25 protein-coding genes are annotated in these 23886 nt (G+C 62.1%); 6 read left to right on the top strand and 19 right to left on the bottom strand.

The window, feature by feature from the left end; translation table 11 throughout:
- Positions 1 to 18: 18 nt before the first annotated feature.
- The 16 genes from paaY to paaA all read right to left on the bottom strand — a co-directional run bounded on the left by paaY (position 19) and on the right by paaA (position 14488).
- The gene (gene paaY / locus OX459_RS01220; RefSeq protein ID WP_289903419.1) at positions 19 to 633 is read right to left on the bottom strand and encodes a phenylacetic acid degradation protein PaaY; all 615 of its coding nucleotides are present in this window, start codon (positions 631 to 633) and stop codon (positions 19 to 21) included.
- Positions 634 to 642: 9 nt separating this feature from the next.
- On the bottom strand, positions 643 to 1371 hold the full coding sequence (locus OX459_RS01215; protein WP_289904803.1) for an ABC transporter ATP-binding protein: 729 nt from the start codon (positions 1369 to 1371) through the stop codon (positions 643 to 645).
- The gene (locus OX459_RS01210; RefSeq protein ID WP_289903418.1) at positions 1371 to 2126 is read right to left on the bottom strand and encodes an ABC transporter ATP-binding protein; all 756 of its coding nucleotides are present in this window, start codon (positions 2124 to 2126) and stop codon (positions 1371 to 1373) included. Before OX459_RS01210 ends, OX459_RS01215 begins: the two co-directional genes overlap by 1 nt.
- A gap of 1 nt (position 2127) precedes the next feature.
- Positions 2128 to 3111 carry a branched-chain amino acid ABC transporter permease gene (locus OX459_RS01205; protein WP_289903416.1) on the bottom strand — a complete coding sequence of 328 codons (984 nt, stop codon included), beginning with the start codon at positions 3109 to 3111 and terminating at the stop codon, positions 2128 to 2130.
- Positions 3108 to 3986, bottom strand: a complete 879-nt coding sequence (locus OX459_RS01200; protein WP_230538975.1) for a branched-chain amino acid ABC transporter permease — start codon at positions 3984 to 3986, stop codon at positions 3108 to 3110. Before OX459_RS01200 ends, OX459_RS01205 begins: the two co-directional genes overlap by 4 nt.
- An 81-nt stretch (positions 3987 to 4067) precedes the next feature.
- Complete coding sequence (locus OX459_RS01195) at positions 4068 to 5219, bottom strand: ABC transporter substrate-binding protein (protein WP_289903415.1); 1152 nt, start codon at positions 5217 to 5219, stop codon at positions 4068 to 4070.
- Positions 5220 to 5300: 81 nt separating this feature from the next.
- Positions 5301 to 6506, bottom strand: coding sequence for a 3-oxoadipyl-CoA thiolase (pcaF, locus tag OX459_RS01190; RefSeq protein ID WP_289903414.1), 1206 nt, complete (start codon positions 6504 to 6506; stop codon positions 5301 to 5303).
- A 22-nt stretch (positions 6507 to 6528) separates the two neighbouring features.
- The gene (gene paaK, locus OX459_RS01185) at positions 6529 to 7857 is read right to left on the bottom strand and encodes a phenylacetate--CoA ligase PaaK (RefSeq protein ID WP_289903412.1); all 1329 of its coding nucleotides are present in this window, start codon (positions 7855 to 7857) and stop codon (positions 6529 to 6531) included.
- A gap of 68 nt (positions 7858 to 7925) precedes the next feature.
- Positions 7926 to 8372, bottom strand: a complete 447-nt coding sequence (gene paaI / locus OX459_RS01180) for a hydroxyphenylacetyl-CoA thioesterase PaaI (protein ID WP_289903411.1) — start codon at positions 8370 to 8372, stop codon at positions 7926 to 7928.
- On the bottom strand, positions 8365 to 9930 hold the full coding sequence (gene paaH, locus OX459_RS01175; RefSeq protein WP_289903409.1) for a 3-hydroxyacyl-CoA dehydrogenase PaaH: 1566 nt from the start codon (positions 9928 to 9930) through the stop codon (positions 8365 to 8367). The genes paaI and paaH overlap by 8 nt, the downstream gene beginning before the upstream one ends.
- A 1-nt stretch (position 9931) precedes the next feature.
- On the bottom strand, positions 9932 to 10723 hold the full coding sequence (gene paaG, locus OX459_RS01170) for a 2-(1,2-epoxy-1,2-dihydrophenyl)acetyl-CoA isomerase PaaG (protein ID WP_289903408.1): 792 nt from the start codon (positions 10721 to 10723) through the stop codon (positions 9932 to 9934).
- 50 nt (positions 10724 to 10773) lie between these two features.
- Positions 10774 to 11853: a 1,2-phenylacetyl-CoA epoxidase subunit PaaE gene (gene paaE / locus OX459_RS01165; protein WP_289900224.1), complete on the bottom strand. Its 1080-nt coding sequence runs from the start codon at positions 11851 to 11853 to the stop codon at positions 10774 to 10776.
- 40 nt (positions 11854 to 11893) lie between these two features.
- Positions 11894 to 12421, bottom strand: a complete 528-nt coding sequence (gene paaD, locus OX459_RS01160) for a 1,2-phenylacetyl-CoA epoxidase subunit PaaD (protein WP_289903406.1) — start codon at positions 12419 to 12421, stop codon at positions 11894 to 11896.
- Positions 12421 to 13173, bottom strand: coding sequence for a 1,2-phenylacetyl-CoA epoxidase subunit PaaC (gene paaC, locus OX459_RS01155; RefSeq protein WP_289904802.1), 753 nt, complete (start codon positions 13171 to 13173; stop codon positions 12421 to 12423). Before paaC ends, paaD begins: the two co-directional genes overlap by 1 nt.
- A 14-nt stretch (positions 13174 to 13187) precedes the next feature.
- Positions 13188 to 13472 carry a 1,2-phenylacetyl-CoA epoxidase subunit PaaB gene (gene paaB / locus OX459_RS01150; protein ID WP_034746356.1) on the bottom strand — a complete coding sequence of 95 codons (285 nt, stop codon included), beginning with the start codon at positions 13470 to 13472 and terminating at the stop codon, positions 13188 to 13190.
- Between the two features lie 26 nt (positions 13473 to 13498).
- Positions 13499 to 14488 carry a 1,2-phenylacetyl-CoA epoxidase subunit PaaA gene (paaA, locus tag OX459_RS01145; protein ID WP_289903404.1) on the bottom strand — a complete coding sequence of 330 codons (990 nt, stop codon included), beginning with the start codon at positions 14486 to 14488 and terminating at the stop codon, positions 13499 to 13501.
- Between the two features lie 267 nt (positions 14489 to 14755).
- Here paaA and paaX point away from each other — a divergent pair, with 267 nt between their 5' ends.
- Positions 14756 to 15685, top strand: coding sequence for a phenylacetic acid degradation operon negative regulatory protein PaaX (gene paaX, locus OX459_RS01140; protein ID WP_251350196.1), 930 nt, complete (start codon positions 14756 to 14758; stop codon positions 15683 to 15685).
- A gap of 109 nt (positions 15686 to 15794) precedes the next feature.
- On the opposite strand, the gene OX459_RS01135 is transcribed toward paaX, so the two are convergent.
- Complete coding sequence (locus tag OX459_RS01135; RefSeq protein WP_289903402.1) at positions 15795 to 16046, bottom strand: hypothetical protein; 252 nt, start codon at positions 16044 to 16046, stop codon at positions 15795 to 15797.
- A gap of 141 nt (positions 16047 to 16187) precedes the next feature.
- On the opposite strand from OX459_RS01135, the gene OX459_RS01130 reads away from it, so the two are divergent.
- On the top strand, positions 16188 to 17312 hold the full coding sequence (locus OX459_RS01130; protein WP_034746346.1) for a M14-type cytosolic carboxypeptidase: 1125 nt from the start codon (positions 16188 to 16190) through the stop codon (positions 17310 to 17312).
- Positions 17313 to 17601: 289 nt separating this feature from the next.
- Positions 17602 to 18702, top strand: coding sequence for a cytochrome c peroxidase (locus tag OX459_RS01125; protein WP_289903400.1), 1101 nt, complete (start codon positions 17602 to 17604; stop codon positions 18700 to 18702).
- 46 nt (positions 18703 to 18748) lie between these two features.
- Here the strand turns inward: OX459_RS01125 and pmbA are convergent, their stop codons facing one another.
- A complete protein-coding gene (gene pmbA / locus OX459_RS01120) occupies positions 18749 to 20101 on the bottom strand; it encodes a metalloprotease PmbA (protein ID WP_099666435.1) in 1353 nt (450 codons plus the stop codon).
- Positions 20102 to 20193: 92 nt separating this feature from the next.
- On the opposite strand from pmbA, the gene yjgA reads away from it, so the two are divergent.
- The 3 genes from yjgA to OX459_RS01105 all read left to right on the top strand — a co-directional run bounded on the left by yjgA (position 20194) and on the right by OX459_RS01105 (position 22181).
- The gene (gene yjgA, locus OX459_RS01115; RefSeq protein ID WP_099666434.1) at positions 20194 to 20793 is read left to right on the top strand and encodes a ribosome biogenesis factor YjgA; all 600 of its coding nucleotides are present in this window, start codon (positions 20194 to 20196) and stop codon (positions 20791 to 20793) included.
- Between the two features lie 90 nt (positions 20794 to 20883).
- Entirely contained in the window at positions 20884 to 21516 is a 633-nt protein-coding gene (gene mog / locus OX459_RS01110) for a molybdopterin adenylyltransferase (protein ID WP_099666433.1), read from the top strand.
- Positions 21513 to 22181, top strand: a complete 669-nt coding sequence (locus tag OX459_RS01105) for an alpha/beta hydrolase (RefSeq protein WP_251350193.1) — start codon at positions 21513 to 21515, stop codon at positions 22179 to 22181. Before mog ends, OX459_RS01105 begins: the two co-directional genes overlap by 4 nt.
- 56 nt (positions 22182 to 22237) lie before the next feature.
- Here OX459_RS01105 and OX459_RS01100 read toward each other — a convergent pair whose 3' ends face one another.
- Entirely contained in the window at positions 22238 to 23797 is a 1560-nt protein-coding gene (locus tag OX459_RS01100) for a S1C family serine protease (RefSeq protein ID WP_289903398.1), read from the bottom strand.
- Between the last annotated feature and the right edge of the window lie 89 nt (positions 23798 to 23886).

Genomic DNA, 23886 nt, shown 5'->3' with positions numbered 1-23886 from the left:
TGTTGGTTTACTGCGTGCTTACTGCGCTGCGGCGTTCTTGTGCAAATGCAGCGGCAAGGCCGATTCGAAATTCAGGCGTTGGCGGTTCGCTTCGACTTCCGTCAGAGCTTCCACTTCACGCATCGTGTGCATCGAGCGCACGGCCAGTTCGTGATACTGGCCCGTGCCCGAGCTTTTCCATTTGATTTCATCGTCGGTCAGCGCGCGGATGATCTTGGCCGGCGTGCCCACCACCATGCTGCGCGGCGCGACGATCATGCCCGCCTTGACGAAACTCATGGCGGCGACGATGGACTCCTCGCCGATGATGGCGTTATCCATCACCACCGCGTTCATGCCGACGAGCGCATTGCGGCCGATGCGGCAGCCATGCAGCACGGCGCCATGGCCGATATGGCCGTCGACTTCGACCACCGTGTCGCAGCCAGGAAAGCCGTGCATGACGCAGGTATCCTGCAAGTTCGCGCCCTCTTCCAGGATCAAGCGGCCGAAGTCCCCGCGGATCGAGGCCAGCGGGCCGATATAGCAGCGCGGGCCGACGATCACATCGCCGATCAGCACGGCCGACGGGTGCACATAGGCGCTGGGATGGACGACGGGGGTGACGCCGTTTATTTCATACACTTTGACCATACATACTCCTTACATGCCCAGATAGGCGCTTTGTACTTGCTCGTTATGCAGCAATTCAGGGCCGGGACCGGACAGCGTGATGGCGCCCGTCTCGATCACATAGCCCACGTCGGCGATCGACAGGGCGGCGTGCGCGTTCTGCTCGACGAGGAAGATGGTGATGCCCTGGTCGCGCAATTCGGCCACGATGCGGAAGATTTCCGCGATCAGCAAAGGCGCCAGCCCCATGCTCGGTTCATCGAGCAGCAGCAATTGCGGGCGGCCCATCAGCGCGCGCGCCATGGCCAGCATCTGCTGCTGTCCGCCGGAGAGCGTTCCGGCCAACAGCAAACGCTTTTCCTTCAGGATCGGGAACAGGCCATACATGCGCTCCATGTCGCCCGCCACGTCCTGCGGGGGGCGCGTGAAGGCGCCCAGGCGCAGATTGTCTTCCACCGTCATGGGGCCGAACACTTGCCGCCCTTCCGGCACCTGGCAAATGCCGCTGCGCACGCGCTTGTCCGCACTCATGCGGCTCACATCCTGGCCGGCGAAGGCGATACTACCGGCGCTGATCGGCTGCACGCCGGAGATGGCACGCAGCAGGGTCGTCTTGCCGGCGCCATTGGCGCCCACCAGCGCCACCAGCTGGCCCTGGCGCACCTGCAGGTCGATGCCGTGCAGGGCCTGGATGCGGCCATAGTGGCTGGTCAATCCCTGGATGTCGAGCACCAGCGGAGCCTGAATTTCATTTTGCATCATGCCGCCACTCCCAGATATGCCGCCACCACGTCGGGATTCGCGCGCACTTCGGCGGCAGTCCCTTCGGCCAGCTTCTTGCCATAGTCGAGCACCAGGATATGGTCCGACAGATTCATCACCAGTTTCATGTCATGCTCGACCAGCACCACCGTCACCCCCGATTGCGCCACCTTGCGGATCAGGGCTTCGATTTCGCCCGTTTCCGTGTGGTTCAGGCCCGCGGCCGGTTCATCGAGCAACAGCACTTTCGGCTTGGCCGCCAGCGCGCGCGCGATTTCCAGGCGTTTCAAGGCGCCATACGACATCTGCCCTGCCTCGTCGTCGATATGCCGGCCCACGCCGACAAACTCCATCAGGCCGGCTGCCTCGTCGCGGCAAGCCGCGTCCGCGCGGCGCACGGACGGCAGGCGCAGCATGGAGGCGAACAGGTTCTGGTTCAGGCGCAAATGCGCACCCACCATCACGTTGTCGATGGCTGTCATGTTCATGCACACTTGCAGATTCTGGAAGGTGCGGCTCATGCCGCGCCGCGCCAGCGCATCGGGCGGCATGGCAGCCACGTTCTCGCCATTGAGCAATATCTCGCCCTTGCTCGGCGTGTAGACGCCCGTGATCAGGTTGAACAGGGTCGTCTTGCCGGCGCCATTCGGCCCGATCACGGAGTGGATATTGCCTTCCTTGACCGTGAAACTGACATCCTGCACCGCGTGCACGCCACCGAAGCTTTTGCTCAAGTTCTTAATCGTCAGCATCTCACACCTCCTGCGCGGATTTGACGGGCGCCTTCGGCATGGCTGCCCGCTTGCGCGAACGGCTGGCCAGGCTGGGTACCAGGCCTTTTGGCATGAAGATCATGGTCGCCATCAGGATCACGCCAAACACCACCGTTTCCCAGCCTTCAAAACTGGACAGCAATTGCGGCAAGATGGTCAGCAACGCTGCGCCGATGATGGAACCGAAGATCGATGCCATGCCGCCCACCACCACCATCGTCACCAGTTCGATCGAGTGGAAGAAACCGGCCAGGTTGGGGGTGATGAAACCGATGTAGTGGGCACTGATGCTGCCCGCGATGCTGGCAATCACCGCCGACAGCACGAACACGCGCACCTTGAAGCGCGTCGTGTCGACGCCGACCACACGGGCCGCCACTTCCGAGCCGTGAATGGCCTGCAACGCTCGGCCGACGGGAGAATCGATCAGGTTCAGGGCCAGCCACGTCACCAGCAACAGCAGCACGGCGCACACCAGGTACCACGATTTCTCGCCGGCGATTTCCAGGCCGGCCACCGTGAAGGCGGAGACGCCGATACCGTCCGGGCCGCCCGTCCACTGCGTCTCGTTGTTGATAACGATGGAAATGATGATGCCCAGTCCCAGGGTCGCCATGGCCAGGGTATGGCCCTTGAGTTTCAGCACGGGACGGGCCAGCAGCAGCGCCAGCAAACCCGTGGCGACGGCGCCCGCCGCCAGCGCGGCCAGCGGCGGCCAGTTGTAGTGCGTGGTCAGCACGGCCGACGCATACGCGCCCAGGCCATAGAAACCCGCGTGGCCCAGGCTGATCTGGCCCGTGTAGCCCATCAGGAGGTTCAGGCCAATGACGACGATGGCGTTCAGGGCGATGCGGATCGCCACGTCATAATAGAACGCGTTGCTCAGGAACAGGGGCAGGATGGCCAGCACCAGGGCCAGCACCAGCAAGCCTCCGTGGCGCGAGCGTGTGAAAAAGTTGGTCATACACGCTCCGAATTTTTAGCGCCAAACAAGCCTTGCGGCAGGAAGAACAGGATCAATAAAATCAGCACAAAGGGCACCGCGTCCTTGTAGGCCGACGAGATGTAGCCGGCCGTCATGGCTTCGGCGATGCCGAGGATCAGGCCACCGGCAATCGCACCGGCGCCGCCGCCCAGGCCACCGAGGACAGCGGCGACAAAGCCTTTCAGGCCCAGCATGATGCCAGCGTCATATGAGGTGTAGGTGATCGGTGCAACGAGGATGCCGCCGGCAGCACCCAGCAAGGCCGACAGGCCGAACGAGAACAGCAGCACCTTGCGCGTGTTGATGCCCACCAGTTGTGCCGCCAGCTTGTTGTGCGAAGTGGCCAGCATGGCCTTGCCCATCAGGGTGCGGCCAAAAAACCAGCCCAGCACCAGCACGATGACCACCGTGACGCCCAGCACCCACAGGCTTTGCGGCAGCAGGCTGGCGCCCAGGAATTCGATCGGCGCATCGCCGGAAAACGCCGGCAGCGAGTGCGTATCCTTGCCCAGCCAGATTTGCACCAGGCCGCGCAGCACGAGGGAGGCGCCGATGGTGATGATCAGGAGCGTGATGACCTGTGCATTTTGCGCCGGTTCGATCACGGTTTTTTCCATCAACAGGCCAACGATACCGGTGGCGACGACGGCCAGGATGATGGCCAGCGGCAGCGGCACGCCGGCGGCCGACATCACGGCGGCCAGCATCCCGCCCAGCATGATGAATTCGCCCTGGGCGAAATTGATCACGCCGCTGGTGTTGTAGATGATGGTAAAGCCCAGCGCCGCCAGCGCGTAGGCGGAACCGACCGTCATCCCGGAATACAGAAATTGTAGAAATTGAGCGACTTCCATGGTGTCTCCATTATGTTCGGCTGCGCGCGAACCGCCTTCAAGGGCGGCCCGCGCGGGTACTTCCGGCTTACCTTCTCGAACTTATTTAGACAATTGCCATTCGCCGTTCTTCACTTCGACCATGCGGAACGCCGACAGGTCCAGGCCCATGTGGTCTTTGGCCGACATGTTGAAGACACCGGTGGTGCCGACAAAACCCTTGGTCGATTCCAGCGCCGTGCGCACTTTTTCGCGGTCCGTGCCGCCGGCGCGCTTGATGGCGTCTACCGACAGGTTCAGGGCGTCGAGCACATAGCCGCCAAAGGTCGACGGGTCGATCTTGTAGCGGTCTTTATACGTCTTGTCGTAACCGACGACGACGGCCTTTTGCGCGTCGCTGTCAGGCAGCATGGCGCCGATTAACAGCGCTGGCGTCGGCAGGCGCACGCCTTCGGCGGCCTTGCCCGACAGCTTCAGGTATTCGTCCGACGCCACGCCGTGCGACTGGTACAGCGGCAGCGCAGCCATGCCCAGTTGGCCATAATTTTTGGTAACCACGGCAGGACCCTGGCCCAGTCCGAACACGAATACGGCTTGCACGCCGCTTGTATTCTTGATGCGCGTGAGCTGCGCCGTGATATCCGTGTCTTTCGGGCCGTAAGTTTCATCAGCCACCAGGGTGATGCCATATTTGGAGGCGACGATTTGCGATTCCTTGCGGCCCGAGGCGCCAAAGCCGCTCGTTTCCGACAGCAGGCCCACCTTGCTGATGCCGCGCTTCTTCATGTCCTCGAACACCTTCTCGGCCGCCATGCGGTCCGTATGCGGCGTCTTGAACACCCATTTCTTGACCGGATCGATGATGACAACGGCACCGGCCAGCGAAATGAACGGCATGCTGGCGCGATCCACCAGCGGCGCCATCGCCATCGTCGCGCCCGTGGTGGTGCCGCCGATCAACACGTCGACCTTGTCCGACTCGATCAGGCGCTTGGTAAAACCGTTGGCCTTGGCCGCGTCGCTGCCGTCATCGTAGTGCACCAGTTCCAGCTTGCGTCCCAGCACGCCGCCGGCCGCGTTGATCTTCTCGATGTACAGCTGCAGGGTTTTCAGTTCCGGATCGCCCAGGAAGGCGGCTGGTCCCGTGACGGACAGCACGGAGCCGATCTTGATGTTATCGGCCGCATACGCGCCCGCGGCGGACATGGCCAGCACGCCGGCGATCAGGGTTTTCTTGAAGATATTGGCAATCATTGTGGTCTCCACCAGGTTGGCACTACGGTCAATGTATGGTTGGCGCTTTTTTGCAAGCCTGCGCCTTTTTTGTTTTATTTTTTATACGCGCTCAATTACGACAGCAATACCCTGCCCAACGCCGATGCACATGGTGCACAGCGCATAGCGCCCGCCCGTGCGTTCCAGCTGGTTCAGCGCGGCCATCACCAGGCGCGCGCCCGTGGCACCCAGCGGGTGACCGATAGCGATCGCGCCGCCATTCGGGTTCACGTGAGCCGCATCGTCCGTCAGGCCCAGGTCGCGCGTGACGGCCAGCGCCTGCGCGGCAAACGCTTCATTGAGTTCGATGACATCCATCTGCTCGATGGTCAATCCCGTCTGCGCCAGCACCTTGCGCGAAGCGGGCGAAGGGCCAAAGCCCATGATGCGCGGCGCCAGGCCGGCCGTGGCCATGCCCAGCACCTTTGCGCGCGGCGTCAGCTTATATTTGTCGACGGCGGCGGCGGACGCCAGCAAGATGGCGCAGGCGCCATCGTTCAAGCCCGAGGCATTGCCGGCGGTGACCGTGCCGTCCGCTTTCACGACGCCCTTGAGTTTCGCCAGCATTTCCAGCGAAGTGTCCGGACGCGGGTGTTCATCGCTCGTGACCATCTTCGGATCACCCTTCTTTTGCGGCACGGCGACGGGCACGATTTCGCGCTCGAAGACGCCGGCCGCGTGGGCGGCGGCCCAGCGCTGCTGGCTGCGCAGGGCTAGCGCATCCTGGTCGGCACGGCTGATGCCAAATTCCACGGCCACGTTTTCCGCCGTTTCCGGCATGGTGTCGATGCCGTACTGCGCCTTCATCTTGCCGTTCACGAAGCGCCAGCCCAGGGTCGTGTCCTCGATTTTCGCCGCGCGCGAGAACGCGCTGTCTGCCTTGCCCATCACGAAAGGCGCGCGCGTCATGCTTTCCACGCCACCGGCGATGATCAGCTCCGCCTCGCCTGCCTTGATGGAGCGGGCAGCCATGCCGACGGCATCCAGGCTGGAACCGCACAGGCGGTTGATGGTATTGGCCGGTACTGCCGCCGGCAAGCCGGCCAGCAGCGCAGCCATGCGGCCCACGTTGCGGTTGTCCTCGCCCGCCTGGTTGGCGCAGCCGTAAAATACGTCGTCGATGGCGGACCAGTCGACGGAGGGGTTGCGGGCGATCAGCGCGGCAATCGGCAGCGCGCCCAGGTCGTCGGCGCGCACGCCGGACAGCGCGCCGCCATAGCGGCCAAAGGGAGTGCGTACGGCGTCACAGATAAAAGCGTCATTCATGTTTAGTTCCTTGTTCGAGCTATCAGGAGAAAATCTTCGGGCGCTGGTCGACCACGCGGCGGGCCTTGCCCGTCAGGGTACGTTCGATGCCGGCCGCGGCCACCAGGCGCACGCGCGTGCTCACGCCCACGTGCGTCTTGATGCGGTGTTCCAGCTCGCGCGCCAGCGCGTCCGTTTCGCTGGCCGAGATGGTGGACGTCAGGTCGATGCGCAATTCAGCCACCACTTCCAGCTTGTCGAGGTGGCCGTCGCGCGTGACCACCAATTGATACTGTGGTGCCAGCTTCGGCATTTTCAGGATCAGCTCTTCGATCTGCGTGGGGAAGACGTTCACGCCGCGGATGATCAGCATGTCGTCCGAGCGGCCCGTGATCTTGCCGATGCGGCGCATGGAACGCGACGTCGGCGGCAGCAAGCGGGTCAGGTCGCGTGTGCGGTAGCGGATGATGGGCAGCGCTTCCTTCGACAGCGAGGTAAACACCAGCTCGCCCTCTTCGCCGTCCGGCAGCACTTCGCCCGTTTCCGGATCGATGATCTCCGGGTAAAAATGGTCTTCCCATATGACGGGACCGTCCTTGCTCTCGATGCATTCGGATGCCACGCCAGGGCCCATCACTTCGGACAGGCCGTAGATGTCGACGGCGTCGATGCCGGCACGCGCCTCGATTTCCGAACGCATGGCGTCCGTCCACGGCTCGGCGCCGAAGATGCCCACCTTCAGCGAGGACTCGGCCGGGTCCAGACCCTGGCGCGTGAATTCCTCGATGATGTTGAGCATGTACGATGGCGTAACCATGATGATGGATGGCTTGAAATCCTGGATCAGCTGCACCTGTTTTTCCGTCTGCCCGCCGGACATCGGAATGACCGTGCAGCCCAAGCGCTCGGCGCCGTAATGCGCGCCCAGGCCGCCCGTGAACAGGCCGTAGCCGTAGGAAATATGCACCATGTCGCCCGCGCGGCCGCCGCCGGCGCGAATCGAGCGCGCCACCACATTGGCCCAAGTATCGATGTCGTTCTGCGTATAGCCGACCACCGTGGCCTTGCCCGTGGTACCGCTGGATGCATGGATGCGCACCACTTGCTCGCGCGGCACGGCGAACAGGCCGAACGGGTAATTGTCGCGCAAGACCTTTTTATCGGTGAACGGGAATTTGGCCAGATCGGACAGCGATTTCAGGTCGTCCGGATGCACGCCCGCTTCGTCGAAAGCGGCGCGGTAATGGGGCACGTTGTCATACGCGTGCTTGAGCGTCCATTTCATGCGTTCGAGCTGCAGCGCCTGCAGTTCATCCTTGCTGGCACGCTCGATCGGTTCGAGGTCATTCGGTGCTGGGGTTCTCTGGACCATCTCTGTCTCCTGATTCGGTTCTATAACTATGTAATTCGTTCCGGCAGTTCAAGCCTGCTCTTGTAACTTCAATTGCTGATGACTTCACCCGCCACGCGAATCGACTTGCCGCGGAAGAGCGCGATGGCGCGCCCGTCCTGGTTGCTGACCTTGACGTCGTAGACGCCGCTCTTGCCGGCCAGCGCCTGTTCGACGGCGTGCGCCGTCAGCACGTCGCCTTCACGGCCCGGCGCCAGATAATCGATGGTGCAGCCGGCGCCCACGGTGTTCAGGTTGTAGCTGTTGCAGGCAAACGCGAAAGCGCTGTCGGCCAGGGCAAAGATAAAACCGCCATGGCAGGTCTGGTGGCCATTGAGCATGTCTGCGCGCACCGTCATCGTCATGCGGGCATGACCGGGGCCCACGTCGGCCAGGGCGATGCCCATGGCGGCGGTGGCGTTATCGCGCGACAGCATGGAGGCGGCGGCCGCTTCGGCCAAAGCCTGGGCAGCGTGGATATGGTCTTCCTTATGCATGAAACTGTGCTCCATTGGCGAGTTTGCGGCGCAGCAGCGGCGAGACGCGGTAACGGTCCTCGCCATAGCCCTGCGCCAAGTGGTGCAGCACGGTCACGATGTGCTGGACGCCGACGGCATCGGCCCAGGCCAGCGGTCCGCACGGATAGTTGACGCCCTTCTGCATGGCGATATCGACGGCAGCCACCGTGCACACGCCCTGGTTGACGGCGTCGGCCGCCTCGTTGGCCAGCATGGCCACCGTGCGCATGACGGCCAGGCCAGGCACGTCGTCCAGGCGCGTGACGATGAAACCGGCCGCCTGGAAGAGGCCAACGACGGCCGCGTAGGCCGCATCGCTGCACTGGTCGGCGCGGGCCACGGCGATGCGCTTGGCATTGGCGTAATCAAGCGCCAGGTCAAACAGCACCGTGTCCGGATGCTGGTTGTCGTGCGCGCGCTGGGTGGCGCTGCGGCCATCGGTCAGATAAATCGCGGCGCCATGGCAATGCAGGGCGGGCGCCTCGTCATGCGACTGGCCTTCCTGCGTCACGCGGCGGCTGACGGTGATGCCGGCCTGCTCCAGGCGCTGCACCAGACTGCGGATGATGCCGCTGTGGCCACGGCCATCGCCGCCGATGGCGGCCGACAGGGCAACGAATTCCGGCTTCGCTTGCGCGCCTTCCGCCTGCGCCACGGGGGCAGCGGCCCCTTCGCCGTACAGGTAAAAACCCCGGCCCGATTTGCGGCCGAGGAAACCGGCATTGACCATTTCCTGCTGCAGCACGGACGGCGTGAAGCGCGGGTCGTTGAAATAGGCGCCGAACACGGATTGGGTGACGGAGAAATTGACGTCATGGCCGATCAAGTCCATCAGCTCGAATGGGCCCATGCGGAAACCGCCCGCTTCGCGCAGCACGGCGTCGATGGTGGCGGCGTCGCCCGCCTGTTCATTCAGCAAGCGCCAACCTTCCGCATAAAACGGACGGGCGACACGGTTGACGATGAAGCCGGGCGTCGATTTCGCATGCACGGGGTTCTTGCCCCAGGCGATGGACGTATCGTAGACGGTGGCGGCGACTTGCTCGCTGGTGGCCAGCCCGCTGATCACTTCGACCAGCGCCATCAGTGGCACAGGATTAAAGAAGTGCATGCCGACCAGGCGTTCCGGACGGCGCAGCTTGGCCGCGATGGCCGTAACGGAAATCGACGAGGTGTTCGTCGCTAGGATGCAGTCGTCGCCAACCAGCGCTTCGAGTTCGGCGAACAGGCCGCGCTTGACGTCGAGGTTTTCCACGATGGCTTCCACCACCAGGGCAGCATCTGCCACATCAGCCAGGCTGCCGGCCGCCTGCAGGCGCGCCGTGGCGGCCGCGGCTTCGTCGGGCGTCATACGTCCCTTTTCAGCCAGCTTCGCATACATCTTGCCAATGTCGGCCAACGCCTTGCTGACGGCTTCCGTGCGCGTATCGTACAGTTTGACGCGGTAACCGGCGGCTGCGGCCACCTGCGCGATGCCGGCGCCCATGGCGCCGCTGCCGATGACGGCGACGATACTGTTGTTGTCCAGAGCTGCCATATCAATGTCCCTTGAATTGCGGTGCGCGCTTTTCCATGAAGGCGGCCACGCCTTCGCGGTAATCGTCGCTGTTACCGAGATCGCTCATCATGCGCGCTTCCAGCGCAAGCTGCTGCGGCAGAGTATTCGCACCGCTGGCGGCCAGCGCCTGCTTGGTATAGGCCAGGCCCTTGGTGGGGGCTGTGGAAAAGTGCACGGCCAGCTTGCGCGTTTCGTCGGCCAGCTGGGCATCCTCGACGCATTTCCAGATCAAACCCCAGTCTTCCGCTTTTTCCGCCGTCAGTTTTTCGCCCAGCATGGCCAGGCCCATGGCGCGCGCGGAACCGATCAGGCGCGGCAGGAAGAAGGTGCCGCCCGTGTCCGGGATCAGGCCCAGCTTGCAGAATACTTCCACAAAGCTGGCCGACTTGCCGGCAATGACGATGTCGCAAGCCAGCGCCAGGTTGGCGCCCGCGCCGGCGGCCACGCCGTTGACAGCACAGATCACGGGCATCGGCAGCGCTTTCAAGGCCAGCACCAGCGGCGCATAGTTCTTTTCCACGGATTCGCCCAGGTCCACGCCCTTCGAACCCGGTTCCACGGCGCGGTCGGACAAGTCCTGGCCCGCGCAAAAGCCGCGCCCCGCCCCCGTCAGCACGAACACCCGCACGGTACTGTCCGCATTGACTTTGGCGATGGCGTCGCGCACTTCCTCGTGCATGGCTTGCGTAAAACTATTGAGTTTTTCGGGACGGTTCAGGGTGAGCGTGGCGATGCCCTGCTCGATGGTGAAGAGGATGTTTTGGTAGGTCATGGCGTCTCGCTTGTGTAATAGGTAAGGCAGGGCCCGTGCCCTGCACCGGCTTATTCAGCCTGGTCGAAGTCGACCACGACCTTGTCTGTGAGAGGGAAACTCTGGCAACTGAGGATGAAGCCGCGCGCCACTTCATAGTCTTCCAGCGCGTAGTTGACGTCCATTTCAACCTTGCCGTCGAGGATCTTGCAGCGGCAGGTCGAGCACACGCCCCCCTTGCACGAGTAGCGCATATCGATGCCCTGACGCAGGCCCGCGTCGAGGATGGATTCCTTGTCCTTGTCCATCGTGAAGGTGGTGTGGTTGCCATCTAGGATGACGGTCACTTCCGTTTCCTGCACGGCGTCCGCAGCCAGCTGGGCGCGCGGCTTGTGGGCGTTTTTCGGGATGCTGGCGGCGAACAGCTCGATCTTGATATTCTGCTTGGGCATGCCGGCTGCCTGCAAGGCTGCGGAGACGCCCAGCATCATGTCTTCCGGGCCGCAGATGAAGGCGTTGTCGTAGTCTTCGATCTTGATCCAGTGCTGCAGGAATTGCTCACATTTTTCCTGCGTGATGCGGCCGTTGAACAGTTCGATGTCCTGCTGTTCGCGGCTCATCACGTAGACCAGGTTCAAACGCTCCAGGTACACATCCTTCAAGTCCGTCAATTCTTCCTTGAAGATGACGGACGACGAGGCGCGGTTGCCGTAGAACAGGGTGAAGCGGCTCAGAGGTTCCGTCAGCAGTGTCGTCTTGATGATGGAGAGGATGGGCGTGATGCCGCTGCCGGCCGCGAACGCCAGGTAGTGCTTGCGGTTGACGCAGTCGAGCGGCACGTTGAAGTGACCCATCGGCGGCATCACCTCAATGGTGGCGCCGGCTTTCAGGGTGTCGTTCGCCCAGGTGGAAAAGGCGCCGCCCGGCGTGCGCTTGATGGCTACGCGCAGAGTGCCATCCTGCACCGCCGAACAGATGGAATACGAGCGGCGCACGTCTTCCGCATTGATATGGGCGCGCAGAGTCAGGTGCTGGCCCTGCTGGAAGCGGAACTGCTGCTGCAGTTCCGCTGGCACGTCGAACGTGACGGCGATGGTGTCGCGCGTTTCATTGCGCACGTTGGCCACGCACAGCGGATAAAATTTACTCATGCTTCATCTCCAGTTTCTTCGGAACGTGTGCCTGATTTTTTTAGTGGCACTTGAAGTAGTCAAACGGTTCGCGGCAATCCAGGCATTTGTACAGGGCCTTGCACGGCGTGGAGCCGAACTGGCTGGTCAGCTGCGTATGCGTGGAACCGCAGTTCGGGCAGATCACGTCCAGTTTCGGCATGGGCTGGCGCTTGACGCCACCACGCAAACCGCTGATGTCGATCACCTGCTGCTGCGGCGGGGCGATGCCATAGCCTTTCAGCTTGGCCTTGCCCGTCTCGCTCATCCAGTCCGTCGTCCAGGCGGGCGACAGCTGGTTCACCAGCGTCACCTTGTCCACGCCATGGCTGCGCAAGGCATCCGTGACAGCGTCGGCGATCACCTGCATGGCAGGGCAACCCGAATACGTGGGCGTGATCGTCACGGTACAGGCGTCGTCGCCGGTGACTTCGACGGCGCGCACGATGCCCAGGTCCACCACCGAAATGACGGGGATTTCCGGGTCCGGCACGTCGCCCAGCCAGGCCCAGACCTGGGCGGCGTCCAGCGCTGCCGCGGCAGTGTTCATTACCACTCCGCCCCGGGATAGGCGCGCTGCAGGAACTGCATCTCGGCCAGGATAAAGCCCAGGTGCTCCGTGTGCGTGCCCTGCTTGCCGCCTTTTTGCATCCAGGCGTCGGGCGCCGGCATGACAAGCGTCGCTTCGGCGAAGATCTCAGCCACGTGTTCCAGGAAAGCCTGGCGCAGGATGTCGGATGGCGGTGCGATGCCGGCGGCGACCATGGCCTGGTCGATGGCGTCGTACTTGAACATCTCGCCCGTGTACATCCACAGCTTGTCGGCGGCGGCCTGCGTTTTCGCGTGGCTGTCCGCCGTACCGTCGCCGAGGCGCACGACAAGATCGCCGCTGCGGCGCAAGTGATAGGTCACTTCCTTGATCGACTTTTGCGCCACCTCGACGATGCGCGCATCCGTCGATTTCGTCAGTTCCAGCAGCTGGAAGTAGTGCCAGCTGTCGAAGAAGAACTGGCGCATCATCGTGTCGGCGTAATTGCCGTTCGGCTGCTCGACCAGCAGGCAATTCTTGAAATCGTGGGCGTCGCGCAAAAAGGCGATGTCGTCCTCGTCGCGGCCCGCGTTTTCCAGTTCGGCCGCATAGCTGAACCACAAACGCGTCTGGCCCAGCAAGTCCAGCGCCACGTTGGTCAACGCCATGTCCTCTTCCAGCGCCGGGCCCTTGCCGCACAGCTGCGACAGCTGCTGACTGAGGATCAGGGCGTTGTCGCCCAGGCGCAGAAGGTAATTGACCTTGTCATCCATTGCAGGCGCTCCCATCACAGATTCTTGACTTCTTCCGGCATCGGGAAGAAGGTGGGATGGCGGTACACCTTGCTGTTCGACGGTTCGAACAGAGCGCCCTTGTCGCCGGGGCTGCTGGCGACGATATCGGCCGCGCGCACCACCCAGATGCTCACGCCTTCATTGCGGCGCGTGTAGACATCGCGCGCATGGTTGACCGCCATGGTGGCGTCGGAAGCGTGCAGGCTGCCCACATGCTTGTGCGCCAGGCCGTGCTGGCTGCGGATGAAAACTTCCCACAAAGGCCATTCTTTGCTCATGTTGCTATCCCCTTTTATAGATATTTTCAGGCTGCCGCTTTGCTAGCGGCTTGCTTGTCGGCGTAGGCGACCAAGGCATCGCGGAACCATTCGCCGTCTTCATACGCTTTCACGCGCGTTTGCAGGCGTTCGCGGTTGCACGGGCCATTGCCCTTCAAGACATTGTTGAACTCGGACCAGTCGATCTCGCCGAATTCATAGTGGCCTGTTTCCGCATTGAACCTCAGGTCGGGATCGGGCACGGTCAGGCCCAGGTATTCGATTTGCGGCACGGTCTGGTCGACCATGCGCTGGCGCAATTCGTCGTTCGAGAACAGCTTGATGCGCCATTGCGCCGACTGGGCGCTGTTGACGGAAGCGGCGTCCGATGGACCGAACATCATCAGCGACGGCCACCACCAGCGGTTCAAGGCATCCTGTGCCATGGCTTTCTGCGCGGGCGTGCCCTTGCACAGCGACATCATGATGTCGTAGCCCTGGCGCGCATGGAACGATTCTTCCTTGCAGACGCGGATCATGGCGCGCGCATACGGGCCGTACGAGCAGCGGCACAGGGGAATCTGGTTGATGATGGCGGAGCCGTCGACCAGCCAGCCGATGGCGCCCATGTCGGCCCACGACAGGGTGGGATAGTTAAAGATGCTGGAATACTTGGCTTTGCCCGAATGCAAGGCGGCCAGCAAGTCGTCGCGCGACACGCCCAAGGTTTCCGCGGCGCTATACAGGTACAGGCCATGGCCCGCTTCATCCTGGATCTTCGCCAGCAGGATGGACTTGCGTTTCAGGGTGGGCGCGCGCGTGACCCAGTTGCCCTCAGGCAATTGGCCGACGATTTCCGAGTGTGCGTGCTGCGAAATCTGGCGGATCAGGGTCTTGCGGTAAGCGTCCGGCATCCAGTCCTTGGCCTCGATCTTGATGCCTTCGTCGATGCGTGCCTGGAAAGCGCGCTCTTCTTGACCCATGTCGTCGAGGGAACGGACGTTCTTGAGGCCGGTTTCAACCATTTGTGCGTACATGATCTGTCTCCCATGTCTTTGATTTTGCGCAGCAACGCGGTGCGATGAACAGATAATACGATACAAAAAACGATTTGCATACACTTGATATGAATCATTTTAAAAATTCGTATCTTGTGCAGCTTTTTTGTGCGTATGATATTGCTTATGAGAAAACACTGCGGAGCGCCACCAGCGCTTCCGGCAAATTATTGCCGCGCTACCCGCGCAGCCAAGTAAACTGCTGCTTTTATTGAACCGACCGCAACACGGCCAGACCGGAACCACATGAAGAACACCCGCTGCACGGCATGGATAGCCGATTTCCTGGAACGCGACCCACCGCGCTCGAAGTCCCTGGTGATGACCATCTTTGGCGACGCCATCGTGCCGCGCGGCGGCGCCATCTGGCTGGGCAGCCTGATCGAACTGCTGGCGCCGTTTGGCGTGAATGACCGTTTATTGCGCACCAGCGTGTTCCGCCTGGCGCAGGAAGGCTGGCTCAGCTCGCAGCGCGACGGCCGCCGCAGCGCCTATACGATACGCCCGGAGGCGCTGGCCCGCTTCGAGCGCGCCTATCGCCGCATCTATGCGCCGCTGGTCGTGCACTGGGATGGCAGCTGGACCCTGGTGATCGGGCCGGCCGGCAGCATCGGCGCCGCCGAGCGGGGGGCGCTGCGCAAGGAATTATTGTGGGCTGGCTATGGCTTGATCTCGCCTGGCATCTTTGGCCATCCTGCCAGCAATACGGAGGCGCTGGAAGATATCCTCGTGCGCAATGAAGTGCAGGGCAAGCTATATGTCTGCCACACCACGGAATTGCCGGGCGTCAGCACGCGTCCCCTGCGCGACATGGTGGGCGACTGCTGGGATTTATCGGAAGTCATGGCCGGCTACCAAAAATTCATCGCCAGTTTCCAACCACTGCTGACCTTGCTGCAAGAAGCACCCGTGTTCGATGCGGAGCAAGCGTTCGTCATCCGCTCGCTGCTGACGCACGCCTACCGCCGCGTGCAATTGCACGACCCGCAACTGCCCGTCGAACTGCTGCCCGAACCGTGGCCCGGCACGCAGGCGTATGCGCTGGCCCGCGACCTGTACCGCATCACGTACGCGGCGGCCGAGGAACATATCCTGGCCACCTTGCGGCGCGAAGATGCGCAGGCGCCCGATGTGGAGCCGTGGTTCTACGAACGTTTTGGCGGCCTGAATACCTGACAACACGTCCATGACGATGTTGCAGGGCCTGGGCGTCCATTCGCACTGTCTGCGGCCCTGGCCCTGGCGATTTTTCAGGCATTCAGGAATACGTCAGTGCCTGCGCTCACTATTTTGCTACCACCTGTTTTGCCCCTGCCAATAAATCCTGCCCCAGCTTTTCCAGCGCATTGGCCTGCACCAGCATGGTGTCGAGGATGGCGACGTTGAAGGTGAATTCGGCCGGCGTCGTATAGCCGGGGAAACGTATGATGCGCAGCAATTCCTGCAAGGTCGTGCCCTTGCCCAGGTGCGCCAGGGCGTCGCTGAGGGCGCTGATTTTCTTTTCCAGTTCGCGTATGTGTTTGCCGTTGTCATCCATGATGGCCTCCCCGTGTCGGAGCTATCACGTTAGCAAAGCGCGTCCGTCATCGTTTGCGCCAGCACAAAGTCCACCGCAAAACAGGTATCATCGCGCCATTGCACACGATGCAAAACCCATACGTTTTTATCAGGAACACTCATGACCATTAAAATCAGCCAGCAATTCGACGCCGGCGCGATCGAGGTGCTGCGCGCCGACGATGCCCAATCCATCGAGCTGAACATCCGCAAGGATTCCCACGCCGACATCACGCAGTGGTTTTACTTCCGCCTGCAAGGCGCGCAAGGCGAGGCGTGCACGATCCGCTTCATGAACGCAGGCAAGTCGGCCTACCCGGACGGCTGGAAAGATTACCAGGCCGTGGCCAGCTACGACCGCGAAACGTGGTTCCGCGTGCCGACCAGCTTTGACGGCACGGTGATGACCATCGAACACACGCCGGAAGAGGAAAGCGTGTACTACGCCTACTTCGAGCCGTACCCATGGGACCGCCACCTGGCCCTGATCGACAGCGCGCAAGCGTCGCCGCTGGTGCGCTTGATCGACCTGGGCAGCACCGTGGAAGGCCGCGACATGAATCTGCTGGTGGTGGGCGACGCCGATGCCGAAAAGAAAGTCTGGGTCATCGCGCGCCAGCATCCCGGTGAAACGATGGCCGAATGGTTTGTCGAAGGCATGCTCGAAGCCTTGCTGGACCAGGCCAATCCATTTGCCCGCCAGTGCCTGCAAGACGCCGTCTTCTACGTGGTGCCGAACATGAACCCGGACGGTTCCGTGCATGGCAACCTGCGCACCAACGCGGCCGGCGCCAACCTGAACCGCGAATGGATGACGCCGACGATGGAGCGCAGCCCGGAAGTGTTCCTGGTGAAACAGAAAATGCATGAAATCGGCTGCGACCTGTTCCTCGACGTGCATGGCGACGAAGGCTTGCCTTACGTCTTCGTGGCCGGCAGCGATGCGCTGGAAAATTTCACGCCAGCACAGAAGGCCGAGCAAGACCGCTTCATCGCCGACTTCAAGGTGGCCAGCCCCGACTTCCAGGATGAGCACGGCTACGAAGACGGCCCGTTCACGCCGGAAGTACTGACCATGGGTTCGCCCCATATCACGCACGCCTTCGGCTGCCTGTCGCTGACCCTGGAATTGCCGTTCAAGGACAATGCCAACGATCCCGACCCGCAAACGGGCTGGAGCGGCGCCCGCAGCGCCGCCCTGGGCGCGGCAGTGCTGCAGCCTATCCTGTCCACCTTGCGCGCCTGAGCCGCGCATGAAACTGGCCCGCCACGCATGACGTGACGGGCTTGGCCGGCGGTTACTCTGCCGCCGGCTGTTTTCCGCTCCCCGTCTTGCGCAGCGCAGCATCGCTAATCGTTGCCACGCCAGCCATTGCTGCCTATACTGGGCGCAGCATTACCTGTCTCCCCCTTGCCGACAACCATCCCGCCATATGACCATCAAAGACCAGCCACGCGCTGAGGCGCGATTTTCACCGACCCGATTTGCACACGTGTGCATATTCTTGTTTCTTGGCTTGCACGGCATGCCAAACATGGCGGCCGAACTCAGCCCTGCCGCGCAGCTGGGGCGACGCATCTTCCACGATGCCAGCCTGTCCGCCTCGGGCAGGCAGTCGTGCGCCAGCTGCCATGACCCGGACCACGCCTACGCGCCCGGCAACAAGCTGGCCGTGCAACTGGGCGGCGCCGATGGCCAGGCGCACGGCTACCGCGCCACGCCATCGCTGCGCTACCTGGAACACACGCCGCCCTTCCGCTTTGATGAAGAAGGGGCGCCCAACGGCGGCATCAACCGCGACGGCCGCGCCGCCAGCCTGGCAGAACAGGCGGAACGGCCTTTCCTGGCAGCGCACGAAATGGCCAATGCCAGCACGGATGCGGTGGTGGAACGGTTACACAACGGCAACTATGCGGATGCGTTCCGGCGCGTCTTTGGCGACGCCATCTTTGCGCAACCACAACAGGCATTCAGCCGCATCACGTATGCTTTGCAGCAATTCCAGCAGGAAGAGCCGGATTTTCACCGCTACGATTCCAAATATGACCTGTACCTGGCCAACAAGGTTCCCCTGGAGTTGGCCGAATTGCGGGGCCTGGCCCTGTTCAACGATGAACGCAAGGGCAATTGCGCCGCTTGCCACCCCAGCGTGCGGGGCGAACATGGCGCGCCGCCCCTGTTCACGGACTTCAGTTTCGACAATCTGGGCGTGCCGCGCAATATGCGCATTCCCGCCACGGCCGACCCGGCCTATTTCGACCTGGGCTTGTGCGGTCCCGACCGTACGGACCTGGCGGCGAAAGGCGAGCTATGCGGCGCCTTCAAGGTGCCCAGCCTGCGCAATGTGGCCACGCGCCAAGTGTTTTTTCATAACGGCGTGTTCGACAACCTGACGGATGCTCTGCGTTTTTATGTGCGGCGCGATACGCATCCGCAAGAATGGTATCCGCGCGACAAGCGGGGAAAAGTGCAGAAATTCAATGACATACCCGCCAGATACCGCGCCAACGTGAACGTCAAGGAAGCGCCGTTCGACCGCAAGCGCGGCATGGCGCCGGCGCTGACGGCGGGCGAGATCGAGGATATGGTGAAGTTTCTGGCCACCCTGACGGATGGCTATCAAGTCCAGCAGTAAAGCGTGGCGCGCCCGCCCGGCGTTGTCGCGCTTGCCATGCAGGCGCTCAGCCGCCCGCCACCACCATGCTCTCGATGAGGATGGAACCCGTCTGTTTGGTGCCGCGGCGCAGTTCGTCGGCGCCCACGGCCACGATGTTGCGCAGCATGTCCTTCATGTTGCCGGCGATGGTGATTTCTTCCACCGGGTACTGGATCACGCCATTTTCCACCCAGAAACCGGATGCGCCGCGCGAATAGTCGCCCGTCACGTAATTGGTTCCTTGTCCCATCAGCTCCGTCACCAGCAAGCCCGTGCCCAGTTTTTTCAGCATGGCACTAAAATCGTCGCTGGCGGCCGTCAGGTTCGAGGTCAGATACAGATTGTGCGAACCGCCCGCGTTGCCCGTCGTCTGCATGCCCAGCTTGCGGGCCGTGTAGGTCGACAGGAAATAGCCTTGCACCACGCCATCCTTGACGACGTCGCGGCTGACGGTTTTCACGCCCTCTTCGTCGAACGGCGCCGAACCGACGCCGCCGATCACGTGCGGGTCTTCGAAGATCTGCACGTGCGACGGCAGCACTTGCGTGCCCAGGGAATCGTTCAGGAAAGTGGATTTGCGATACAGGGCGCCGCCCGAGGTCGCTTGCACATAGGTACCCAGCAAACCGGCCGCCAGCGGCGCCTCGAACAGCACGGGACAAGTGCGCGTGCCCAGTTTGCGCGCGTTCAGGCGCGACAGGGCGCGCTCGGCGGCATAGCGGCCGATGGCTTCCGGGCTCGACATTTTGGAGGCGTCGCGCACGGACGAATACCAGTCGTCGCGCTGCATCTTCGCCCCTTTGCCGGCGATGGGCGCCACGGACAGGGTGTGGCGCGAGAACGGGTAGCCGCCGATGAAGCCGCGCGAATTGGCGGAAACAAAGTGCGATTGCTGCACGTGCACGCTGGCCCCCTCGCTATTCGTGATGCGCGGGTCGACGGCAAACGCGGCCGCTTCAGCCCGCTGGGCCAGCGCGACGGCTTCCTCGGTGGAAATGAGCCAGGGATAGAACAATTGCAAGTCGCGGGGGGACATTTCCAGCATGTCCGTGTCGGCCAGGCCCGCGCAATCGTCCTCGGCCGTGAAGCGGGCGATGTTGTAGGCCGCGTCCACCGTGGCGCGCAGGGCGGACGGCGAGAAATCGGAGGTGCTGGCATTGCCGCGCTTCTTGCCGACAAACACGGTCACGCCCATGCCCTTGTCCTTGTTTTGCTCGATCGTCTCGATCTTGCCTTTTCGGACAGAAACGGACAAGCCGCCGCCTTCGCTGACTTCGACGGCTGCGTCGGTGCCGCCCGCTTCCCGCGCAAAAGACAACACATCACGGGCTAGTTGCTGCAATTGCTCTTGACTATGGGTAAATACGGAGTCGTTCATGCGCTGTTTTCTTCGGAAAGCCGCTAAAAAGGTTATCATAGCAGTCGTTTACAGTTTACAGGTGCGGCCTACGCGGCCAATCCCGCCTTATCATGCCAAATCCAAACCGGGGAGCTTGCGGCTTCCAATCCACCGAATTCGAACAGGAATATGAACGTCCTTCGAAGTCGGAACTCAAGCGCCAGATGACCGTCCTGCAAAAGCTGGGCGAAGAACTCGTCAATGAGGCACGCGACCGCGTCAAGCGCGTCCCGATGCCGGAAGACGTGCGTGACGCCATTCTCGAATGCCAGCAAATCAAGGATCACGAAGGCCGCCGCCGCCAGCTGCAATACGTGGGCAAGAAGATGCGCACCCTGGATGAAGACGAAGTTGCCGCCATCCAACGCACCATCGATAGCTGGAAAGGCTTGTCGAAAGCCGACACAGCCAATATGCACGCGATGGAACGCCGCCGCGACAAACTCTTGACGGACGACAAAGCCCTGACCGTCTTGCTGTCGGAAAATCCGGAACTGGACGTGCAGCACCTTCGCACCCTGATCCGCAATGCCCGCAAGGAGCAAGCCGAGAACAAGCCGCCGAAGGCCTACCGTGAAATCTTCCAGATCTTGAAAGAGATCGCCAAGAAGCAAAATGGCGGCAAGAAAGATGCCGACGAAGATGACGCAGAAGCGGAAGACGACGAGTAATTGACCGTCCCAAACGCAAGGATGGACAAAAAACCGGGATAATCCCGGTTTTATTGTTTTTAAGACACTCCAAACTTTTATAGGTGACCGATGTCCACCACTCTCGAAGACGAATTGATTATCGGCCTCGTGTCGATCTCGGACCGCGCCAGCGGCGGCGTGTATGAAGACCTGGGCATCCCCGCCCTGGAAAGCTGGCTGTCCGCCGCCATCCGCACGCCTTTCCGCCTGGAAAAGCGCCTGATCCCGGACGAGCGCTCGCAAATTGAAAACACCCTGATCGACATGGTCGACCTGAGCCACTGCCATCTGATCCTGACGACGGGCGGCACGGGTCCGGCACGGCGCGATGTGACGCCGGACGCCACCTTGTCCGTCGGGACCAAGGAAATGCCCGGTTTCGGCGAACAGATGCGCCAGATCAGCCTGCAATTCGTGCCGACGGCCATTTTGTCGCGCCAGGTGGCCGTGATCCGCGAGACGCCCGAGCGCGCCGCCCTGATCATGAACTTGCCGGGCCAGCCGAAAGCCATCAAGGAAACCCTGGAAGGCTTGAAGGATGTTGATGGAAATCAATTGGTGAACGGCATCTTTGCCGCCGTGCCCTATTGCATCGATCTCATCGGAGGCCCTTACATGGAAACCGACCCGGCCATCTGCAAGGCCTTCCGTCCCAAATCGGCGCTGCGTCCGGCGCAACCACTACCAGAGGAAAATACATGAGCACTTTGCTGGAAACCATCGAACTCGACAGCGCACCGAACCCCACCGTCTCCATCATCTGGATGCATGGCCTGGGCGCCGACGGCAACGACTTCGTTCCCCTGGTGAAAGAACTCGATTTGCGCGGCTGCCCCGCCATCCGCTTCATCTTCCCCAGCGCCGGCACCATGCCCGTCACCATCAACAACGGCTATGTGATGCGCGCCTGGTACGACATCCTCGTGAGCGACCTCGTGCGCCGCGAAGATGAGGGCGGCTTGCGCGCCTCGCAGCTGCAGATCGAAGCGCTGATCGCGCGCGAAAAGGCGCGCGGCATTCCCGCCAGCCGCATCATCCTGGCCGGCTTCTCGCAAGGCTGCGCCATGACCCTGCAAACGGGCTTGCGCCATGCGGAACCGCTGGCCGGCCTGATGTGCCTGTCCGGCTATCTGCCGCTGGCCGACAAGACGGCTCTGGAACGCACGCCGGCCAGCCTGCAGACGCCGATCTTCATGGCGCACGGCACGGCCGACCCCGTGGTGCAGATCGGCCGCGCGCAACAGTCGCGCGACTTGCTCACCGGCATGGGTTACAAGGTGGAATGGCACGAGTACATGATGCAGCACTCGCTGTGCCAGGAAGAAATCGACGCCATCGGCGCGTGGCTGAAGAAAGTATTGGCTTAAAGTAAAACAGGCGCGGTCTGCGCCGCGCCTGTTGTCTTGCGGAACGCCGGGAACGATCAGTTTACCGGCGTTTTTTCATTCCAGATTTTCAACATGTCGGGCGACGCTTCCGAGCGGATGCCGTTATCCGTCAGCACCGATTCCGTCGCTGCCAGCATGTCCTTGCGGGGCACGACGACCATTTCCGCATCGCGCTGCTGGAAGCGGAACGTCAGTAATTCATCCGTCTGGTCGCGCAGCAAGGCCACCAGGTGCGCCAGGCTGCGCACGCGCACGCCATTGACGGAATCGACGACCGAGAAGAAACGGGTACTGTAGCCATTCATCAGCTTGTGCGGGAAGAACGGCGCGGCGATCACCACCAGTTCCTCGCGCTCGCTGTCGGGCGCATCGCCGCGCCGCGTGGCAAGCGGATTGCCGGCAAACGCCATGCCGCCCAACATCGCCGGGTTGCCATTCGGCGCCGCCATGAATTCCGTGCTGGCGCGCGAAAACACCATCGGACCGAAGATGAAATAGGATGGGTAATTGCCCTGCAGACCGCTGATGAGCATCGGGTGCGCCGCCGAGACGGGCACCTTGATTTTCAGGGGCGCGCCCTGGCGCACCACCGTCAACGGCAACTGGCCGTCTTTCGCCAACTGCTGTACCCGGTACTGGAAGCGCACGCGGCTGTTGGCATTCAGCTTGACCATGCCCTGGTTGTCGATGGGAAAATCGCCGATATGCGTGATGACATCCCACTCCTTGAGCGGATAGGCGGCATCCTTGCTGGCCGGCGTCATCACGACGGCGCCTTCGACACCCTTGGCCAGCTTCAGATACGTGCGCAGCGCGGGATTTTCCAGCGTTTGCGTCACGTCACGCATGGCCGGCTTGCCCTTGGGCGCGCCACTGTCCTGGTCGCGCAGGAACAGTTCGATTTCCTCGTTGGGGATGATGTAGCCGATGTTTTGCGCATTGAGCATGCCGGCAAAGGCCAGGCCGATCATCTTGTCGCCGGCAATCACGGGGCCGCCGCTATTGCCCGGATTGATGGCCGCATCGATCTGGATGCGCAGGCCGGAGACGGGGAAGTTGTAGCGCACGAATTCGATGCGCGAAACGATGCCCTTGGTGATCGACAGCGAGGTGCCGCCCGTCGGATAGCCATACGCCAGCACGGCATCGCGCACGTCCGGCAAGACATTGGCGCGCGGCACCGCTTTATGGCTGGCGAAAAAACTGTCGTCGTCGATTTTCAGCAAGGCCAGGTCCATGCCGCGCGAGATGGCCAGCACGGTCGCCGGTATCTTGTCGCCGGCGCCATTCGCCTGGATCTGCACCTGGCTGGCATAGCCGACCACATGCGCATTGGTGAGGATGCGGCGGCCTTCGATGACGACGCCGGAACCCGTCACCTCTTGCGGCGCAGCCTTGCTCCACGGTTTGTAGGGGTCCGGTCCCCGCAAGGTGGAAAACACCTTGACGACGGAGTTTTCCAGGGCGGAAGCGCCGGGGCTGGCGGTCGCAGCGGTCTCGGCGGCAAGCGCGCGCACAGTCATCAAGGGGCAAAAAGAAAGGGCCAGCGCCAGGAAGGCGCGGCCCATCAGGGTGAAGCACGGACGAGTTTTCATTGAGCTTGTTGGCAATGGAAGGGAAGTAAAATTATATATTGAATAATTTCAACTTCATTACACTTTGTCCATCTTTGTCCGAAAAACAC

The organism is Janthinobacterium sp. SUN026 (assembly GCF_030397625.1).
In the GTDB taxonomy this organism is placed as follows: domain Bacteria; phylum Pseudomonadota; class Gammaproteobacteria; order Burkholderiales; family Burkholderiaceae_D; genus Janthinobacterium; species Janthinobacterium kumbetense.
Note: the sequence above shows the minus strand (reverse complement) of the source record. Positions and strands in the feature narration are given on the sequence as shown.

Excerpts from the sequence above, each read along its gene's own strand:
- paaY (WP_289903419.1), bottom strand. The coding sequence starts at position 633 with ATGGTCAAAGTGTATGAAATAAACGGCGTCACCCCCGTCGTCCATCCC.
- OX459_RS01215 (WP_289904803.1), bottom strand. The coding sequence starts at position 1,371 with ATGCAAAATGAAATTCAGGCTCCGCTGGTGCTCGACATCCAGGGATTG.
- OX459_RS01210 (WP_289903418.1), bottom strand. The coding sequence starts at position 2,126 with ATGCTGACGATTAAGAACTTGAGCAAAAGCTTCGGTGGCGTGCACGCG.
- OX459_RS01205 (WP_289903416.1), bottom strand. The coding sequence starts at position 3,111 with ATGACCAACTTTTTCACACGCTCGCGCCACGGAGGCTTGCTGGTGCTG.
- OX459_RS01200 (WP_230538975.1), bottom strand. The coding sequence starts at position 3,986 with ATGGAAGTCGCTCAATTTCTACAATTTCTGTATTCCGGGATGACGGTC.
- OX459_RS01195 (WP_289903415.1), bottom strand. The coding sequence starts at position 5,219 with ATGATTGCCAATATCTTCAAGAAAACCCTGATCGCCGGCGTGCTGGCC.
- pcaF (WP_289903414.1), bottom strand. The coding sequence starts at position 6,506 with ATGAATGACGCTTTTATCTGTGACGCCGTACGCACTCCCTTTGGCCGC.
- paaK (WP_289903412.1), bottom strand. The coding sequence starts at position 7,857 with ATGGTCCAGAGAACCCCAGCACCGAATGACCTCGAACCGATCGAGCGT.
- paaI (WP_289903411.1), bottom strand. The coding sequence starts at position 8,372 with ATGCATAAGGAAGACCATATCCACGCTGCCCAGGCTTTGGCCGAAGCG.
- paaH (WP_289903409.1), bottom strand. The coding sequence starts at position 9,930 with ATGGCAGCTCTGGACAACAACAGTATCGTCGCCGTCATCGGCAGCGGC.
- paaG (WP_289903408.1), bottom strand. The coding sequence starts at position 10,723 with ATGACCTACCAAAACATCCTCTTCACCATCGAGCAGGGCATCGCCACG.
- paaE (WP_289900224.1), bottom strand. The coding sequence starts at position 11,853 with ATGAGTAAATTTTATCCGCTGTGCGTGGCCAACGTGCGCAATGAAACG.
- paaD (WP_289903406.1), bottom strand. The coding sequence starts at position 12,421 with ATGAACACTGCCGCGGCAGCGCTGGACGCCGCCCAGGTCTGGGCCTGG.
- paaC (WP_289904802.1), bottom strand. The coding sequence starts at position 13,173 with ATGGATGACAAGGTCAATTACCTTCTGCGCCTGGGCGACAACGCCCTG.
- paaB (WP_034746356.1), bottom strand. The coding sequence starts at position 13,472 with ATGAGCAAAGAATGGCCTTTGTGGGAAGTTTTCATCCGCAGCCAGCAC.
- paaA (WP_289903404.1), bottom strand. The coding sequence starts at position 14,488 with ATGTACGCACAAATGGTTGAAACCGGCCTCAAGAACGTCCGTTCCCTC.
- paaX (WP_251350196.1), top strand. The coding sequence starts at position 14,756 with ATGAAGAACACCCGCTGCACGGCATGGATAGCCGATTTCCTGGAACGC.
- OX459_RS01135 (WP_289903402.1), bottom strand. The coding sequence starts at position 16,046 with ATGGATGACAACGGCAAACACATACGCGAACTGGAAAAGAAAATCAGC.
- OX459_RS01130 (WP_034746346.1), top strand. The coding sequence starts at position 16,188 with ATGACCATTAAAATCAGCCAGCAATTCGACGCCGGCGCGATCGAGGTG.
- OX459_RS01125 (WP_289903400.1), top strand. The coding sequence starts at position 17,602 with ATGGCGGCCGAACTCAGCCCTGCCGCGCAGCTGGGGCGACGCATCTTC.
- pmbA (WP_099666435.1), bottom strand. The coding sequence starts at position 20,101 with ATGAACGACTCCGTATTTACCCATAGTCAAGAGCAATTGCAGCAACTA.
- yjgA (WP_099666434.1), top strand. The coding sequence starts at position 20,194 with ATGCCAAATCCAAACCGGGGAGCTTGCGGCTTCCAATCCACCGAATTC.
- mog (WP_099666433.1), top strand. The coding sequence starts at position 20,884 with ATGTCCACCACTCTCGAAGACGAATTGATTATCGGCCTCGTGTCGATC.
- OX459_RS01105 (WP_251350193.1), top strand. The coding sequence starts at position 21,513 with ATGAGCACTTTGCTGGAAACCATCGAACTCGACAGCGCACCGAACCCC.
- OX459_RS01100 (WP_289903398.1), bottom strand. The coding sequence starts at position 23,797 with ATGAAAACTCGTCCGTGCTTCACCCTGATGGGCCGCGCCTTCCTGGCG.